The sequence below is a fragment of the Variovorax paradoxus EPS genome (assembly GCF_000184745.1).
In the GTDB taxonomy this organism is placed as follows: Bacteria; Pseudomonadota; Gammaproteobacteria; order Burkholderiales; family Burkholderiaceae_C; genus Variovorax; species Variovorax paradoxus_C.
This window is the reverse complement of the sequence record NC_014931.1, coordinates 1928515-1945145: the sequence shown is the minus strand read 5'-3', so window position 1 is coordinate 1945145 and position 16631 is coordinate 1928515. Positions and strand designations below refer to the sequence as shown.

Below are 16631 nucleotides of genomic sequence, written 5' to 3'. Positions count from 1 at the left end.
ACGACCGGCGCGCTCAGCTCTCTTTCAGGCGCCGACCGGCACCTTGTCGAGAAAACCGGTCACCGACCGCAGCTTCCCCGCATCGAGCTGCGCGAAATCGGTGCCCTGGATCAAGTCTTCCGCCCCGCTCGGGCCGAGCGTCCACGAGAAGCGCAGGTTGTCGCCATGCGCCTCGGCCTTGCCGAACAGGTTGAAGCGAAAGCCCGGGTAGCGCTGGTGCACCGCGCCGACCAGCGCACTGATCTGCTCGCGGCCGCTGGCCTGTGCGATGGGATCTACGTAGTGCGCGTCGGCAGTCCAGCCGGCCTCGATCAGCGAAGCGCGGCGCCCGGCATCGGTCTCGTTCCAGACGGCGATGTAGCGTTGGGCAATCGTGGTGGCGTCGTGTGCGGCGGTGTTCATGATGACCATTCCTTTCGAGGGTTCGACCCGCAACATCGCGGGGTGAATGAACGGTCGCGCCGCACGCGCGCAGCGTCGATGACGTGGGAGGTTATGCAGCGAGTTCCGCATCCAGCGGGAACACCGGCCGGCGTACCTTGCTGAACGGGAACAGGCTGTAATCCGAACTGGTGACACCGGGGCTGTCGCACTCCACCAGCGCCGCAGAGAGCGGCTCGAACACCGGCCGGCAGTACATGCGCGACTTGAGAAGAAGAAAGCGTTCATTGCGCGGATCGAGCCCCGCGCATTCGAAAACGCCGATGTCCCACGGTTCCTGCGTGCGCTCGGTCACCACGATGCGCGCCGCGCCGATGTCGAACAGCACCGTGCGGCCCATGCTGCTGCGCTGGCCGGTGTAGGTGGGGCCGGTGATCACGTACTCGCCATTGCCGATGGTGCGCACGGTGCCAGTCAATCGCACGGGCGTTTTCTGGAGGCCGATGCCTTCGAGCGACACCTTGTTGCCGAGCGCGACCGTCACCTCGGCGCCCTCGCCCGCCGCGATCAACTCGGACACCGCCTCGGGGTCGCACAGCGGCCCGACGCCGATGCCGTGCAGCCCTTGCGCGAGCGCTTCCTGCAGCACATCCATCGTGTCGCAGCTTCCGCCCGACATGCAGTTGTCGCCATGGTCGAGCAGCAGCACCGGACGCGTGGCGCCGTCGGCGATGAGCTTGGCGCGCCCGACCGATTCGGCCAGCGGCTCGCTGCGGTAGATGAAGGCTTCGCGCTCGGCCCACATCTGCGCGGCGATGCGGTCGGCCGTGGCCTGTGCGCGTTCGGGCGACGTGGCATCGACCACCACCACGCTCATGCAGGGCGCCTCGATGTCCGACAGCGAGAAGCCCGCGAAGATCGAGACCGCGAGAGATTCCGACTTCTCGGCCTCGCGCGCCGCCTCGATGGCCCGCTGCATCGCGCCGGTGAACGAAGCGCTGCGCAGCGTGTGCGCCATCAGCGGCAGCGGATGCCAGCGCAGCGCGGGCTTGCTGCGCCCTTCGAGCAGGTCGAACAGCAGGCGGCCCGCATGCTCGCCGGTCTCGTACATGTCGATGTGCGGGTAGGTCTTGAAGCCGACGATCACGTCCGCGTTGCCGACCATCGCGGGCGTCACGTTCGCATGCAGGTCGAGCGCCACGCCGATGGGCACACCCGGCGCCGCGGCGCGCAGCCGCACCAGCAGGTCGCCTTCGCCATCGACGCTGTTCTCGGCCACCATCGCGCCGTGCAGGTCGAGAAGGATGGCATCGCAGCCCGGCGCCGCATCGACGATGCATTGCGTGAGGGTGGTGTAGGCGCCCGCATCGACCGGCCCGCTCGGATTGGCCGAGGCCGATACCGGCGTGACCAGCGTCGCACCCGCCTGCTCGGCCAGTTCGATGAACGCCGACATCGCGGTGCGCATGCCCTTGTTGTCCCTGTAGGCCTCGTCGCCGAAGGTCGGGCCATCGGGCCCGAAGGCCGCGAGCGGCGTGGGCACGGGCGAGAAGGTGTTGGTCTCGTGGTTGAGACGTGCGATCAATACTTTCATTGGGCAAACTTTCCGGCGCTTCCCAGCATCGTGATATCGCCGAAGCTGGAGCCGTTGCGGTTGTCGGGGCGGAACGCGACCTGGAAACCATTCAGGGTCATGGGCGGCGAGTTCTCGATGCTGCGTCGGAGCGATTCGGTGCTGATCGGCCCCTTCACGCGTTGCAGCGATTCCGCAAAGGCCTTGGCCGTGACGTAGCCCTCCAGCCCCAGGTAGGAGCCCTCGCCTTCGCTGCCCGCGGCCTTTCGTGCGCGCTGGTATTCGTCGACGATGGGAAAGCGCGTTTTCCAGAACGGCGGCATCACCTGAGACAGCACGATGCCGCGGCTCTTGTCGCCCAGCTCCTTGTACAGAAGGAACGAGCTCGCCACCGAGTTCGTGTAGATCTGCGGATGGAAGGGCGCGGCCACCAGCGAGCGGATGATGTTGATGGCCGGCGTACCCGCCGCAATGACGTACACCGCCTGCGCGCCGCTCGCAATCACCTGCTGCGCGATGGCGGGATGGTCCTTTTCCTTCGGGTCGAAGCGCAGCGACAGCAGCGCCGGCTGCTTGCTTTTCTCGAGCGCGGCCAATGCATCCTTCTCGATGCCCTTGCCGTACGCGTCGTCGCTGGAGACGATCGCGATGCGGGTCAGGCCCACGGTCGTCAGGTGGTTCATCACGCGCGCGACCTCGTCGGCATACGACTCCCGCACGTGGTAGATCGGCACCTTCGGCCCGCGCAGCACGGCCGCGCCGGTCAGCCCGCCGAAAATGAAGCTGTCGTACTTCGCCGCCACAGGCACTATGGCCGCGCCGATGCCGGTGCCCATGGTTCCGAACAGGCAGACCACGCGGTCGGTGGCAAGCAGCTTCTCGGCATTGACGGCCGCCTTCTCGGGGATGTAGGCATCGTCGTAGGTGATCATCTTGACGGGTCGGCCGCCGACGCCGCCCGCCTTGTTCAACTGGTCGAAGAACAGCGTCTGGCCTTCCATGAACGCAAGGCTGTTCGGCGTGAACGGGCCGGTGAGTACGGCGGACTGGCCGACCAGGATCGGCTCTCCGGCGGCCAGGGCAGCCGTCGATGCCGCGACCATGCCCATCGCCAGGAAGCGGCGAAGCGCCGCCTTCACGCGGCGACTCCCGCGCTCTGCAGCATCGCCTGCAGCAGCACGTTGCAGCCGGCTTCGAGGTGCGCGGGCTCGGCGTCTTCGATCTCGTTGTGGCTGATGCCGTCCAGGCAGGGCACGAAGATCATCGCGGTCGGGCACACGCGGGCGAGGTACACCGCATCGTGGCCAGCGCCGCTGATCACGTTCATCCAGGTGAGACCCTGCGCCTCCGCGGCGTCGCGCACCGCGGACACGAGCTTCGGCGTGAAAGGCTGGGGCGGGAAGTACACGACCTGCTCCACCGTCGCCTCGACCTTGCCGGCGACGGCGATGCGCTGCACGGCTTCCTTCAGCGCCGCGTCCATGGCGGACAGCACCACGTCGTCGGCAGCGCGCAGGTCCACGCTGAGCTTCACGCGGCCCGGAATCACGTTGCGCGAGTTCGGGTAGTTGTCGATCCAGCCGACCGTGCCGCGCGCATGCGGTGCGTGCGCGAGGGCGATGCGGTTGACCTCGATCACGAGCTCGGCGGCGGCGAGCAGCGCATCCTTGCGCAACTCCATCGGCGTGGGACCGGCATGCGCTTCCATGCCTAGCACCACCACGTCGTACCAGCGCTGGCCGAGCGCGCCTTCGACCACGCCGATCACGCGCGCGTTGGCTTCGAGCACCGGGCCTTGTTCGATGTGCGCCTCGAAATACGCGCCCACGGGCGATGCTGACGCCGAGGCGGGCACCTTGCCTGCGTAGCCGATTGCATCGAGCGCCTCCGCCACGCTCACGCCCTCGGTGTCGCGCTGCGCGAGTGCGTGTTCCAGCGTGAAGGCATCGACGAACACGCCCGAGCCCATCATCACGGGCACGAAACGCGAGCCTTCTTCGTTGGTCCACACCGCCACTTCAAGCGGTGCCTCGGTCACGACCTTCGCATCGTTGAGCGCGCGGATCACTTCCAGCCCCGCGAGCACGCCGTAGTTGCCGTCGAACTTGCCGCCGGTCGGTTGTGTGTCGATGTGGCTGCCGGTGGTGACGGGCGGCAGCGCGTTGTTGCGGCCGGCACGGCGCGCAAAGATGTTGCCGATGGCGTCCACGCGCACTTCGCAGCCCGCTTCGCGCGCCCAGCGCGTGAAGAGGTCGCGGCCCTGGCGGTCGAGGTCGGTGAGCGCGAGGCGGCACACGCCGCCTTTTTCGGTAGCGCCGACCTGGGCCAGTTGCATCAGCGAGTCCCAGAGGCGCTGGCCGTCGATGCGGAGGGCGCGCACATCGGGTGCGGAAGAAAGTTCAGTGGTGGTGTTCATGGCTTTGCGAAAAAAATCTGAGGAACGAAACGCTCATGCAAATGTGTGATTGGTCAGCAAGACAAGAGCCGTTCGGGCTGAGCCTGTCGAAGCCTTGCGCGGCGCTTCGACAAGCTCAGCGTGAACGGATAGCCGGCAAACGCGACTGCCCATCACGCAAGGCCGACGCCGAGGTAGCGGTCTTTCACGTCGTGGTCGGCCATGAAGGCGGCGTTGCCGGCTTCATGCACGATCACGCCCTGCTCCACGATGTAGTGGCGGTCCGCGAGCTGCACGCACACCTCGAGGTTCTGCTCGACGAGCAGGATGGCGACGCCCGCGGCCTTGATGGTTTTCAGCTGCGCGACGATTTCCTCCACGATCACCGGCGCGAGGCCTTCGACGGGCTCGTCCAGGATCAGGAGGCGCGGGTGATTCATGAGCGCGCGGCCGATGGCCAGCATCTGCTGCTCTCCGCCCGAGAGCTGGCCGCCGCCGTTGCGGCGCCGCTCCTTCAGGCGCGGAAAGATGCGGTAGATGTCGTCGAGCTGCCAGGGCGAATCGCGCCGCTGGCCGAGCAGCAGGTTCTCCTCGACCGTGAGCAGCTTGAAGATGCCGCGGTGCTCGGGCACGAGGCACACGCCGCGCGTGGCGATGCGATGCGGCGGCAGTCCGGCGATGTCCACGCCCTGGAAGCGCACGCGGCCCTTCGTCGGCGTGACGGCACCGGCAATGCTCTTGAGCGTGGTCGACTTGCCCGCGCCGTTGCGGCCCAGCAGCGTGACGAGTTCGGCTTCGCCCACGGTCATCGACACGCCCTGCAGCACATGGCTCTTGCCGTAGTGCGCATGCAGGCCTTCGACTTCGAGGATGTTGGCAGCGCTCATGCCTTGCCCCCGGTGATCATGTTGCCGAGGTAAGCCGAACGCACGCGCGCATCGGAACGGATGTCGCCCGGCAGCCCTTCGGCCAGCACGCGGCCCAGCTGCATCACGGTCACGGTGTCGGAGATGTCCATCACGATGTTCATGTTGTGTTCGATCAGCACGACGGTGTGCGCCTCGCGCAGGCTGCGGATGAGGTGCTTCATCTCGTCGAGGTCGTCGATGCCCATGCCGGAGGTCGGCTCGTCGAGAAAGATCGCCTTGGGCTTCGCTGCAAGCGCCATGCCCACTTCGAGCCGGCGCTGCTGGCCGTGCGAGAGCACGCTGGCGGGCGTGTCGGCCAGCCGCTCGAGCCCGACGCGCGCAAGCACTTCGGCCACCGTCTCGGCACAGGCGCGTTCGCCGACCGGCGCGCGCCAGCAATTCATGGCCTGGCGCGGCGCGATGCCCTGCGCCGCGACACGCAGGTTCTCGCGCACCGAGAGGCTGGGGAACAGGCTCGTGACCTGGAACGAGCGCGCCATGCCGCGCTGCACGCGCTTGTGGTCGGGCTCGTGCGTCACGTCGTGGCCGTCGAACAGGATGCGCCCACCCGTGGTGGTGCCGGTGCCCGTGAGCATGTGGAACAGCGTGGTCTTGCCCGCGCCGTTCGGGCCGATCACCGAGTGCACGGTGTTGGGCTTGATCTTCAGGTCCACGCCGCCGAGCGCCGCGAACTTGCCGTAGTGCTTGGTGACGCCGATGGCTTCGATGAGGACGGGTTGCGTCATGCTTTTTCTCCCTGCGCTTCAGTGGCGGCCGGGGTGGAAGGCGTCTTTCGGAACACGCGCCGCCACACGCTCTCGCCCAGGCCCCAGAGGCCGCGCTGCATGCCGATGCTCACGCCGATCAGCAACAGGCCCAGCAGCAGCAGCCATCGCGGCCACAGCGTGGAGAGCCAGTCGGCCAGCAGCACATAGAAGGCCGAGCCCAGCACCGAGGCGAAGAGGTTGCCGGTGCCGCCGATCACGGTGATGACCAGGATCATCTCGCTCGTGTGGTACTCGGCGTTCGACAGCGGCGCGATGCCGGTCATCATCGCGTGCAGCCCGCCCGCGAGGCCGGTGACGGCGCCAGAGATCACGAAGGCCAGCAGCTTGAAGCGCTTGAGGTTGTAGCCCACCGCGGCGGCGCGGTCCTCGTTGTCGCGGATCGCGAGCAGCGTGCGGCCGAAGATCGAATCGGTCACGCGCAGCAGCAGTGCGAAGGCAATGAGGAACATCACGGCGACGAAGGCGTAGTACTTCCAGGGCGTGTCCATGAACGCGGGGCGCGGCACGTCGAGGAGGCCGTTGTCGCCGCCCGTGAGGCCCGACGCGGTGTACGCCACGAAATAGAACATCTGCGCAAACGCCAGCGTGAGCATCACGAAGTAGGTGCCGCGTTGGCGGATGGCGACCCAGCCGACCACTGCCGCGCCCAGCGCGCCCATGGCGATGGCGGCGAGCAGCGCGAGCGGCATCGGCAGTTGCAGCCGCGTGAGCAGGATCGCGATGGTGTAGCTGCCGAGGCCGAAGAAGATGCCCTGTCCGAACGACAAGAGCCCCGTGTAGCCCAGCAGCAGGTTGCAGCCCAATGCGGCAAGCGCATAGATCAGCACCTCGCTCGCGAGCGAACCCGAGCGCATGAACAGCGGCAGCGCGAGCGTGACGATCAGCGCCAGCAGGAAAGTGATTTTTCTTGGCATACGTTGTTCACCCTCTGCGGCCGAGCAGGCCATGCGGGCGCAGCAGCAGCACTGCACCCATCGCGATGTAGATCATCAGGCTCGCCCCCGGCGGCCAGATGGTGCTCATGAGGCTCTGCACGATGCCGATCAGCACGCCGCCGACGAGCGCGCCGCCGAAGCTGCCGAGCCCGCCGATCACCACTACCACGAAGGCGACGCCGAGCGCCTCGACGCCCATGAAAGGTTCGGCGCCGCGGATCGGCGCGGCCAGCACGCCGGCCAACGCCGCCGTGGCCGCACCCAATGCGAACACCAGGCTGAACACGCGGAACACGTTGATGCCGAGCAGCGACACCATTTCGGTCGATTCGCTGCCCGCGCGCACCGCACTGCCCAGGCGCGTGCCTTCGAGCACCCACCAGAGGAGCACCGCGAGCACGGCGGTGAAGCCGATCACGAAGAGCCGGTACTTGGGATAGACGAAGTCGCCCCACATCACCACGCCCTGCAGCAGGTCGGGCGTCGCCACGCTGTTGCCCAGCGGCCCCCAGAACACGATGACGATCTCCTGCACCGCGAGCGCAAGGCCCACCGTCACGAGGATGTGGAACTCGTGCGGCTTGGCGTACACGCGGCGCAGCAGCAGCTTTTCAGCGAGCCAGCCGAGCGCGCCCACGAACAGCGGCACCAGCACCAGCGCGGCCCAGAAGTTGAGGCCCCACTGCATCGCCTGGAAGCACAGATAGGCGCCCAGCAGATAGAAGGCGCCGTGCGCGAAATTCACGAATCGCAGCAGGCCGAACACGATGGACAAGCCAACGGCCAGCAGGAAATACAGCATGCCGATGCCGATTCCGTTGATGGTCTGAAGCAGGTAGACGGTCATGGAGATTCAGTGGATTCGTGGACCGCAAAGGATCGGAATGCAGGCAGGCGCCTCCCCCACCCCGTTCGCCCTGAGCCTGTCGAAGGGCTGGGCGCGGCGTGAAAGGCTTCGACAAGCTCAGCCCGAACGGTGGGCGGGCACTGCCAAGGCTGCCCAGGCGGGGTGGGATGCACTTGGGTTCAGGCCAGCTTGCAGCCGGTCTTGTCGATGGGAAGGAACGACTTGCCGGAGCTCACCACGTCCACGTAATCAGCCGCATCCTTCATCTTCGACTTCGCCTTGCCCTTGAGCAGGTAGTAGTCCTTGATGACCTGGTGATCGGCCTTGCGGATTTCCTCGGTGCCCGTGAGGCCGTCGTACTTCATGCCTTCGAGCGCGGCGATGACCGCCTTCTGGTCGACCGTGCCGGCTTTCACGATGCCGTCGATCAGGATCTTGGTGCAGATGTACGAGCCCGCGAGGCTGTAGTTGGGCACGATCTTGAGCTTGTCGGCGGTGCGCTTGACCAGGTCCTTGTTGAGCGTGGTGTCTGCTGTGTGCCAATACTGCGCCCCGAAGTAGACCCCGTCGCACAGGTCCGCACCAAGCTCATCGAACTGCTCGAGGCCCGAAGCCCACGCCATGAGGATCGTCATGTTCTTGTGCATGCCGAAACTCACCGCCTGGCGCAGCGCGGCCGACGATTGCGCGCCGAAGTTCAGCAGCAGCAGCACATCGGGCTTGGCGGCCATCGCGTTGGTGAGGTAGCCGCTGAACTCCTTCTCGTTGAGCGAGTGGTAGCTGTTGCCCACGTGCTCGATGCCCTTCTCCTGGAAGATGTTCTTGGCCGCACTCAAGAGGCCGTCACCGAACACGTACTGCGGCGTGATGGTGTACCAGCGCTTGGCCTTGGGCATCGAGGCGATCAACGGGCGCACCGTCTGCTCGATGGCGCCGAAGGTGGGCACCGACCAGCGGAAGGTGGCGGGATTGCAGTCCTTGCCGGTGATCTCGTCGGCGCCGGCGGTGGTGATGAAGAGGCCGCCGGCCTTCTCGGCTTCCTTGCCCATGGCGAGCGCTTCGGACGACAGGATGCCGCCCGCGAAGAACTTGGCGCCTTGCTGCTGCGAGGCTTCCTGCACCTTGCGCACGGCGGTGGCGGGCTTGCCCTCGGTGTCGAGCACCGTGTAGGCCAGCGGGCGCTTCAGGACGCTGCCGTACTGCTCGATCGCCAGCTTCATGCCCAGATCGGCGAACTTGCCGTTGGCCGCGAAGGCGCCCGACATCGGGACCGGGCAGCCGAAGCGGATGGCCTCCGCCGATTGCGCGAAGACCGAGCGGCTCGCCAGGAGCGAAGCCGGGGCGGCCGACAGGGCGGCCAGCTGAAGAAGGTGTCTGCGTTGCATGGAAGTTTCTCCGGTCGTGGTGTGAAGTAAGTGAAACGGGTGCCTGCGAATGCCGGCGAATTTAAGCGGATAAATAGGATTAATATGCTGGTAAAAACCCGCTAGCAATCACCGTGCCAAAATCCGGCGCACGTTCCACGGTCCAATACCTGCATACAGGCCGCCATCTACTTTCTCCACTGCTCTGACCGCATGAATTCGTCTCCACCCGATCGTGAAATGAACGCCGGAGCGCCATGGCTGCCGCATGGAGCGTTTCAATGAAAGTCGGAGAGAACCGCCCCAAGCGGCAAAAGCTCTCGGACGTCATCGTCGAAGACGTCAAGCGATGGATCGTTGCCGAGCGAAAGCAGCCCGGCGACCGCCTGCCGAACGAGAAGGAACTGATCGAGCTCTTCGGCTATTCGAAGAGCACGGTTCGCGAGGCATTGAAGGCGCTGGAGGTGCGCGGCCTCATCTCGATCCGCACCGGCCCGGGCGGTGGGGCGTACCTGCAGCAGGTGTCGGTCGATCACGCGTCCGAGCCGCTGCGCAACTTCCTGCACTTCCATCACCTGGACGGGCATCACATCTACCAGTTGCGCAAGGTCCTCGAGCCCGAACTGGCCGTGAGCGTGGTCGGCCGGCTCACGCCAGAGCAGTTCGAACGGCTCGAAGACAACGTGCGCCTCTGCACCATCGAGCCGACCAACGAGGACGAACTGCGCAAGCAGCGCGAGGCCGAACTGGGGTTCCACATCATGTTGGCCGAGGCCTGCCCCAACCCGGTGCTGTCCTTCATGTGCCGCTTTCTCAACGACCTGCTGCGTGACCTCGTGGTCTACAAGAAGGCGCTGGACCATCACCACTTCGGCGAGGCCAACGTCGATTACCACACGCAGTTGCTCGCGGCCTATCGCAAGGAAGATGCGGAGGAAGTGCGCCGGCTGATGGCCGAGCACATGGTCGATGCGGAGGTGCACATGCACGAGATGGAGGCGCACATCGGCGCCAAGCACCTGCTGCTGCCGAGCGGGCAGCGCTAACCACCTGACTAACTAGCGCGCGTGCGCCTTCTCCAGGCACGCCTGAAACGCCAGCACCGCCCGTGACGGCTTCGGCGACCGCCGCAGCAAACTCACGAACCGGCACGCGTAGTTGAAGCGCGCCGGCAGCACCGCCTTCATCAGCCCGCGCTGCTCGAACACCTGCGCGTAGTGATCGGGCAAAAAGCCCAGGAAGCGCCCCGACAGAATCAGCGTCGCGATCGCCTCCTGGTCGAAGCCCGTCGCCTTGCGCGATAGCCGCGCGCGGTGGCTCAGTTCCATGTTCGGCGAGTGATAGCCGAGACCCGCGAAGTGGTGCTCGCCCAGCTTCGACCATGTGAGCTTCGCGTGCGGGCTGTCGAACAGCGGATGCCCTTTGCCGCAATACAGCAGCATCGTCTCGTCGAACAGGTCCGCATACACGAGGCTCTTGGAACTGCGGTGCGCCGGGATGATGCCGATCTGGAAGTTGCCCTCCAGCACGCCCTGCTCGATCGCGTTGATCGAGCCCACGTGCACCGCGAGGTTCACTTCCGGCGCGATCTCGGTGAAGCGCGCGATGGCCTCGCCGATGCGCGCCTTCGGATTGGTCGCGGTCTTGTCGAACAGCGCCACCTCCAACTGCCCGCCCATGCGGTTGTGGATGTCGTCGATGCTGCCGCGGAAGGCGTCAACCGAGGCCAGCAGGCGCAGTGTCTCGTCGTACACCCGCTGCCCCTCGGCCGTGAGCGCGAAGCCTGCCCGCCCGCGCCGGCAGAGCACGAGGCCGAGACGCGTCTCCAGGTCCTTCACATGCCGGCTCACGGTCGACGTGCCGATGTTCAGTTCCAGCTCGGCCGCCGCCATGCCGCCGCAATCGACCACGCTCTTGAACACCTTGAGCAAGCGCAGGTCCATGTCGCTGAGCTGCCCCAGAACGGCGCGGTTTCGTGTGCTTTGAGCACTGTTTTGGGCTTCAACCTTTACTTGCATGGATCATCAAGTGAACATTGATATTGCGCCATTCTCCACACTGAAGGCTCTGCGAATAATCGGGCACATCCCATCACCCCCGGAGCCCGCCTGCGTGCGGGAAGCGCCATGACCCTCGCAACGCCCGCCATCGAACCGACCCCCACCGCGCGCACCGACGCCGCCTGGCTCGACGCGCACTGGATGCCCTACACCGGCAACCGCAACTTCAAGGCCGATCCGCGGATCATCGTGGAGGCCAAGGGCGCCTACTTCACCGACAACGACGGCCGCAAGATCTTCGACGGCCTCTCGGGCCTGTGGTGCTCGGGCCTGGGCCACGGCCGCCCAGAGATCACCGAGGCGGTGAGCCGCCAGATCGCCAAGCTCGACTACTCGCCGGCCTTCCAGTTCGGCCATCCGCTCTCGTTCGAGCTGGCCAACAAGATCAAGGAATTGACGCCCGCGGGCCTGGACTACGTGTTCTTCACCGGCTCGGGCTCCGAGGCCGCCGACACCTCGCTCAAGATGGCGCGCGCCTACTGGCGCACCAAGGGCCAGGCGAGCAAGACGCGCCTGATCGGCCGCGAGAAGGGCTACCACGGCGTCAACTACGGCGGCATCTCGGTCGGCGGCATCGCGGCCAACCGCAAGCTCTTCGGCCAGGGCGTCGAGGCCGACCACCTGCCGCACACGCAGATTGCCGCAAACGCCTTCACCCGCGGCATGGCCGAGCACGGCGCCGAGCTGGCCGACCGCCTGCTCGACCTGATCGCGCTGCACGACGCATCGAACATCGCGGCCGTGATCGTCGAGCCGTTCGCGGGCTCGGCCGGCGTGGTGATTCCGCCCAAGGGCTACCTGAAACGCCTGCGCGACATCTGCACCGCAAACAACATCCTCCTGATCTTCGACGAGGTCATCACCGGCTTCGGCCGCTGCGGCGCGCTCACCGGCGCGGAAGCCTTCGGCGTGACGCCCGACATCATGAACATCGCCAAGCAGGTGACCAACGGCGCGCAGCCGATGGGTGCGGTGGTCGCGAGCAAGGAGATCTACGACACCTTCATGGCGGCAGGCGGTGCCGACTACATGCTCGAGTTCCCGCACGGCTACACCTACGGCGCGCACCCGGTGGCCTGCGCCGCGGGCATCGCCGCGCTCGACGTGCTGCAGAAGGAAGACATGATCGGCCGCGTGCAAACGCTGGCGCCGCACTTCGAGAACGCGGTGCACAGCCTCAAGGGCAGCAAGCACATCACCGACATCCGCAACTACGGCCTCGCCGCTGGCCTCACGATCGCCGCGCTGCCGGGCGAGCCCGCACGCCGCCCCTACGAGATCGCGATGAACTGCTGGAAGAAGGGCTTCTACGTGCGCTACGGCGGCGACACGATCCAGCTCGCGCCGCCCTTCATTTCTGAGAAGGCCGAGATCGACCGCATGGTCAACGCCCTCGCCGACGCGCTCGCAGAAACCAACTGATCAACCTCACCCCCTTAGCCCTGAGTCCTTTCCTCCCGTTCGCCCTGAGTCCGTTCCCCTCGTTCGCCTGAGCCCTTGCCCCCGTTCGCCTGAGCCCTTGCCCCCCGTTCGCCCTGAGCTTGTCGAAGGGCTGTTCGACACGGGCGCAAGGCTTCGACAAGCTCAGCCCGAACGGGTGGTGTTCCAACCCGAACGGGTGGTGTTCCAGCCCGAACGGGTGGTGTTCCAACCCGAACGGGTGGTGTTCCAGCCCGAACGGGTGGTGGGTAATTCCATCCCTATCAAGACCCTAACCATGCAACACGACAAGAACGTCACCGCCACCATCGGCCACTTCATCGACGGCAAGCGCGTCGATGGTGGCACCCGCGTGCAGCCGGTGTTCGACCCAGCTACCGGCTTCTCGGACAAGAGCGTCGCGCTCGCCGACAAGCTCACCGTCGAGCAGGCCATCGCCTCGGCGCAGGCGGCCTTCCCGGCATGGCGCAACACGCCGCCCCTGAAGCGCGCCCGCGTGATGAGCAAGCTCAAGACGCTGCTCGAAGCCAACGCCGACCGCATCGCCGCGCTCATCACCGCCGAGCACGGCAAGGTGCTGTCGGACGCGCACGGCGAGCTGCAGCGCGGCATCGAGAACGTCGAATACGCGAGCTACGCGCCCGAACTCCTCAAGGGAGAGCACAGCAAGAACGTCGGCCCCGCCATCGACTCGTGGAGCGAGTTCCAGGCGATGGGCGTCACGGCCGGCATCACGCCGTTCAACTTCCCGGTGATGGTGCCGTTGTGGATGTGGCCGATGGCCGTGGCCTGCGGCAACACCTTCGTGCTGAAGCCTTCGGAGCGCACGCCCTCCTCCACGCTGCTGGTGGCCGAGCTCGCGCTCGAAGCGGGCCTGCCGCCCGGCGTGCTGAACGTGGTGAACGGTGACAAGGAAGCCGTCGACACGCTCCTGACCGATCCGCGCGTGAAGGCCGTGAGCTTCGTCGGCTCCACCGCCATCGCCGAATACATCTACACCACCGGCTGCGCGCACGGCAAGCGCGTGCAGGCCCTGGGCGGTGCGAAGAACTTCGCGGTCGTCATGCCCGACGCCGACATCGGCAACGCCGTGAGCGCGCTGATGGGTGCGGCCTACGGCTCGTGCGGCGAGCGCTGCATGGCGATTCCGCTGGTCGTGGCCATTGGCGACGACACGGGCGATGCCGTGGTGGCTGGCCTTTCGGCCGAGATCGCCAAGATGAAGGTCGGCCCCGGCAACGACAACGGCAACGACATGGGCCCGCTGGTCACCAAGCCGCACTTCGAGAAGGTCAAGGCCTTCGTCGATGCGGGCGTGGAAGCGGGCGCCAAGCTCGTGGTCGACGGCCGCGGCGTGAAAGTCGAAGGCCACGACGGCGGCTACTACCTCGGCCCGTGCCTGTTCGACGGCGTGAAGCCCGGCATGACGATCTACCAGGAAGAAATCTTCGGCCCGGTGCTGGGCGTGGTGCGCGTGAAGACGCTCGCCGAAGCCATGGCGATGATCGATGCGCACGAGTACGGCAACGGCACCTGCCTCTTCACGCGCGACGGCGAGGCCGCGCGCTGGTTCAGCGACAACATCCAGGTCGGCATGGTAGGCATCAACGTGCCGCTGCCGGTGCCCGTGGCGTACCACTCGTTCGGCGGCTGGAAGCGCTCCCTCTTCGGCGACCTGCACGCCTACGGCCCGGATGCCGTGCGTTTCTATACCAAGCGCAAGACCATCACGCAGCGCTGGCCCTCGGCCGGCGTGCGCGAAGGCGCGGTGTTCGCGTTTCCGTCGAGCCGCTGATGCGGTCGCTGCGGGTCAGAAGGTGGGAATGAATTCGCCGTGTCCGAGCAGCCCGCGCAGGCGCGCGCCATCAAGGCGCAAAGCGCAGCCGTAGCTTGGGCTACGGCGAGCATTTGCAACGCCGAGGGCGCGCGCCTGCGCGGGATGAGCGGGCACGGCGGGTTCGTTCACACCTTCTCAAGCCTTGTCGGCCTTGCCCGCGGCGTTGGCGAGCTTGCTGAGCATGCGGTCCATCAGCCACGGCTGGCGATCCTGGTCCTCGGCAAGTTCCTTCCGGCGGATCGCGTTGCGCACGACGATCGAGCCCACATAGCGCATCGGTTCCGGCGGAAAGTGGCCGAGCGGCCCGTTCGTGATCGGGCTGCGCGTCCACGCGTTGTCCTGGTCGAGCACCAGCGACGAGAGGATCTGTCCGCCCATGTAGGTCGGCCCGACGCCGTTGCCCGAATAGCCGAAGCCGTAGTAGATGTGCGGCGCGCCATCGAGCTTGCCGAAGAACGGAAAGCCTGTGACTGACCGGTCCGACGGACCGTTCCAGCTTGCGGTGATCGGCGTTTCGCGCAGTGCGGGAAAGAAGGAATGCAGGGCCTCTGTGAGCTCGGCCTCGTACGGCGAGCGCTCGTCGAACACCTTGGCCATGCGGCCGCCCCAGGCGAAGGTGTTGCCGCCCTTGCCCAGCATGACGCGGCCGTCGACCGTGCTGCGGTAGTAATAGACGAAGGTGCGCGAATCGAGCACCGACACGCCATCGGCCAGGCCGATTTGCCGCAGCAATTCGGGGCACCGCTCGGTGATGATCATGTCGCTCGACACGATGGCGATGGTCCGCTCGAACTGCGGGAACTTGCTCGCCATCCATGCATTCATCGCGAGCACCAGCTTCTTCGCACGCACGCTGCCCGCAGGTGTGCGCACCACGACCGGATGGTCGGTGCTGAAGTCGAGCATCGGCGTGCGCTCGTGAATGCGGATGCCCATGGCCAGCGCCACGCGCCGCAGGCCGCGCACCAGCTTGCCCGGGTGCACTGTGGCGGCGATGGGCGAATACACGCCCGCCAGGTTGCGCGCGGAGCCCGAGCGCCGTGTGACCTCTTCGGGCGGCAGCGTGCGATAGGAGTGAATGCCGCGCGCCTCCAGCGCCCGCATCATCGGATCGAGCGTACCGATCTGCGCCTGCGAGGTCGCGGTGTAGAGCGTGCCGTCCTTTCGCAGTTCGGCATCGATGCCGTGCGCGGCGCAGAAGTCGGCGATGTGCTGCACCGCGGCCTCGGACGTCTTCACCAGCCGCACCGCTTCGTCTTCGCCGAACAGCCGCCGCAGCGTCAGGAACTTGGCCGACCAAGTGAGCAGGCAACCGCCGTTGCGGCCGCTCGCGCCGGCGCCGCAGAGGTCGCTTTCGATGATGACGATGTCCAGCGCAGGCGCCTGCAGCTTGGCCTGGATCGCGGTCCAGAGGCCGGTGAAGCCGCCGCCGACGATGCAGACATCGGCGCTCTGTTCGCCTTGCAATGCAGGGGCCAGGTCGCCGTCGTTGAAGAGCGCCTGTTCGATCCAGAAGGGGCGCATCCGTGTGCCTTAAACGTTGCGAGCCTGCCGGTGCTCGGCGGTGCTGATTTCGAGATGGCGCAAGAAGTGCGCAAGATCGGGCATGTCGGCATCGGCCAGCTTGGCCGTGTCGTCCCATTGCCGCAGGCGCACCGCGTCCATTGCATAAGGCAGCGCCTCGAAGGCTTTCGCCTGCGCCTCGTCGAAGACGCCGCCCTGCAATTGCAGGCTTCGCTTCGAGTCGGGCGACAGCGCCTCCAGATAGCCTGGCACGCGCGCGCACAGGAAGCGCTTGGCGTCCACGTGCAACCTGATCGGTTCCAGCGTGGCCGGACCGAACAGCGCGCGCAGGAACGGCAGGCAGCGGTACTGGTGCAGGTCGTCGAGCCCCTGCTGCGTCGGCGTGCCGCCGAAATCGTGCAGCAGGTGGCCCAGGTCGTGCAGCAGCGAGGCCGCGATCAGCGCGCTGCCCGCGCCCTCCTGCTCGGCCAGGTGGGCCGACTGCAGGGCGTGCTCCAGTTGCGTGACGGGCTCGCCGTCGTATTGCGCATGGCCCTTCGTCTCGAAGAGGCCGACGATGTCGTCAAGGCTCAGGCTCAT

At 66.5% G+C, this 16631-nt stretch carries 15 protein-coding genes; 3 read left to right on the top strand and 12 right to left on the bottom strand.

Annotated features, from left to right (window positions below; all coding sequences use genetic code 11):
• Positions 1–24: 24 nt before the first annotated feature.
• From VARPA_RS08800 to VARPA_RS08760, 9 genes are all read right to left on the bottom strand, one after another.
• The gene (locus VARPA_RS08800) at positions 25–402 is read right to left on the bottom strand and encodes a nuclear transport factor 2 family protein (protein ID WP_013540202.1); all 378 of its coding nucleotides are present in this window, start codon (positions 400–402) and stop codon (positions 25–27) included.
• Positions 403–493: 91 nt separating this feature from the next.
• Positions 494–1975 (bottom strand): M81 family metallopeptidase, encoded by a 1482-nt coding sequence (locus tag VARPA_RS08795; RefSeq protein WP_013540201.1) that lies wholly within the window; start codon positions 1973–1975, stop codon positions 494–496.
• Positions 1972–3093 (bottom strand): ABC transporter substrate-binding protein, encoded by a 1122-nt coding sequence (locus VARPA_RS08790; RefSeq protein ID WP_013540200.1) that lies wholly within the window; start codon positions 3091–3093, stop codon positions 1972–1974. The genes VARPA_RS08795 and VARPA_RS08790 overlap by 4 nt, the downstream gene beginning before the upstream one ends.
• A complete protein-coding gene (locus VARPA_RS08785) occupies positions 3090–4370 on the bottom strand; it encodes a Zn-dependent hydrolase (protein ID WP_013540199.1) in 1281 nt (426 codons plus the stop codon). The genes VARPA_RS08790 and VARPA_RS08785 overlap by 4 nt, the downstream gene beginning before the upstream one ends.
• Before the next feature lie 152 nt (positions 4371–4522).
• Positions 4523–5236, bottom strand: coding sequence for an ABC transporter ATP-binding protein (locus tag VARPA_RS08780; RefSeq protein ID WP_013540198.1), 714 nt, complete (start codon positions 5234–5236; stop codon positions 4523–4525).
• On the bottom strand, positions 5233–6003 hold the full coding sequence (locus VARPA_RS08775) for an ABC transporter ATP-binding protein (RefSeq protein ID WP_013540197.1): 771 nt from the start codon (positions 6001–6003) through the stop codon (positions 5233–5235). The genes VARPA_RS08780 and VARPA_RS08775 overlap by 4 nt, the downstream gene beginning before the upstream one ends.
• Positions 6000–6959, bottom strand: a complete 960-nt coding sequence (locus tag VARPA_RS08770) for a branched-chain amino acid ABC transporter permease (protein WP_013540196.1) — start codon at positions 6957–6959, stop codon at positions 6000–6002. The genes VARPA_RS08775 and VARPA_RS08770 overlap by 4 nt, the downstream gene beginning before the upstream one ends.
• Positions 6960–6966: 7 nt before the next feature.
• The gene (locus VARPA_RS08765) at positions 6967–7827 is read right to left on the bottom strand and encodes a branched-chain amino acid ABC transporter permease (protein ID WP_013540195.1); all 861 of its coding nucleotides are present in this window, start codon (positions 7825–7827) and stop codon (positions 6967–6969) included.
• 179 nt (positions 7828–8006) lie between these two features.
• On the bottom strand, positions 8007–9212 hold the full coding sequence (locus VARPA_RS08760; RefSeq protein WP_013540194.1) for an ABC transporter substrate-binding protein: 1206 nt from the start codon (positions 9210–9212) through the stop codon (positions 8007–8009).
• 260 nt (positions 9213–9472) lie between these two features.
• On the opposite strand from VARPA_RS08760, the gene VARPA_RS08755 reads away from it, so the two are divergent.
• Positions 9473–10237, top strand: coding sequence for a FadR/GntR family transcriptional regulator (locus VARPA_RS08755; protein WP_013540193.1), 765 nt, complete (start codon positions 9473–9475; stop codon positions 10235–10237).
• A 12-nt stretch (positions 10238–10249) separates the two neighbouring features.
• On the opposite strand, the gene VARPA_RS08750 is transcribed toward VARPA_RS08755, so the two are convergent.
• Complete coding sequence (locus VARPA_RS08750) at positions 10250–11209, bottom strand: LysR family transcriptional regulator (RefSeq protein ID WP_013540192.1); 960 nt, start codon at positions 11207–11209, stop codon at positions 10250–10252.
• A 108-nt stretch (positions 11210–11317) separates the two neighbouring features.
• On the opposite strand from VARPA_RS08750, the gene VARPA_RS08745 reads away from it, so the two are divergent.
• Together VARPA_RS08745 and VARPA_RS08740 are read left to right on the top strand one after the other, a co-directional pair.
• Positions 11318–12673 (top strand): aspartate aminotransferase family protein, encoded by a 1356-nt coding sequence (locus VARPA_RS08745; RefSeq protein ID WP_013540191.1) that lies wholly within the window; start codon positions 11318–11320, stop codon positions 12671–12673.
• Between the two features lie 295 nt (positions 12674–12968).
• Positions 12969–14486: a CoA-acylating methylmalonate-semialdehyde dehydrogenase gene (locus VARPA_RS08740; protein WP_041942825.1), complete on the top strand. Its 1518-nt coding sequence runs from the start codon at positions 12969–12971 to the stop codon at positions 14484–14486.
• 177 nt (positions 14487–14663) lie between these two features.
• Here the strand turns inward: VARPA_RS08740 and VARPA_RS08735 are convergent, their stop codons facing one another.
• The gene (locus VARPA_RS08735; protein ID WP_013540189.1) at positions 14664–16052 is read right to left on the bottom strand and encodes an FAD-dependent oxidoreductase; all 1389 of its coding nucleotides are present in this window, start codon (positions 16050–16052) and stop codon (positions 14664–14666) included.
• A gap of 9 nt (positions 16053–16061) precedes the next feature.
• A complete protein-coding gene (locus VARPA_RS08730; protein ID WP_013540188.1) occupies positions 16062–16631 on the bottom strand; it encodes a phosphonate degradation HD-domain oxygenase in 570 nt (189 codons plus the stop codon).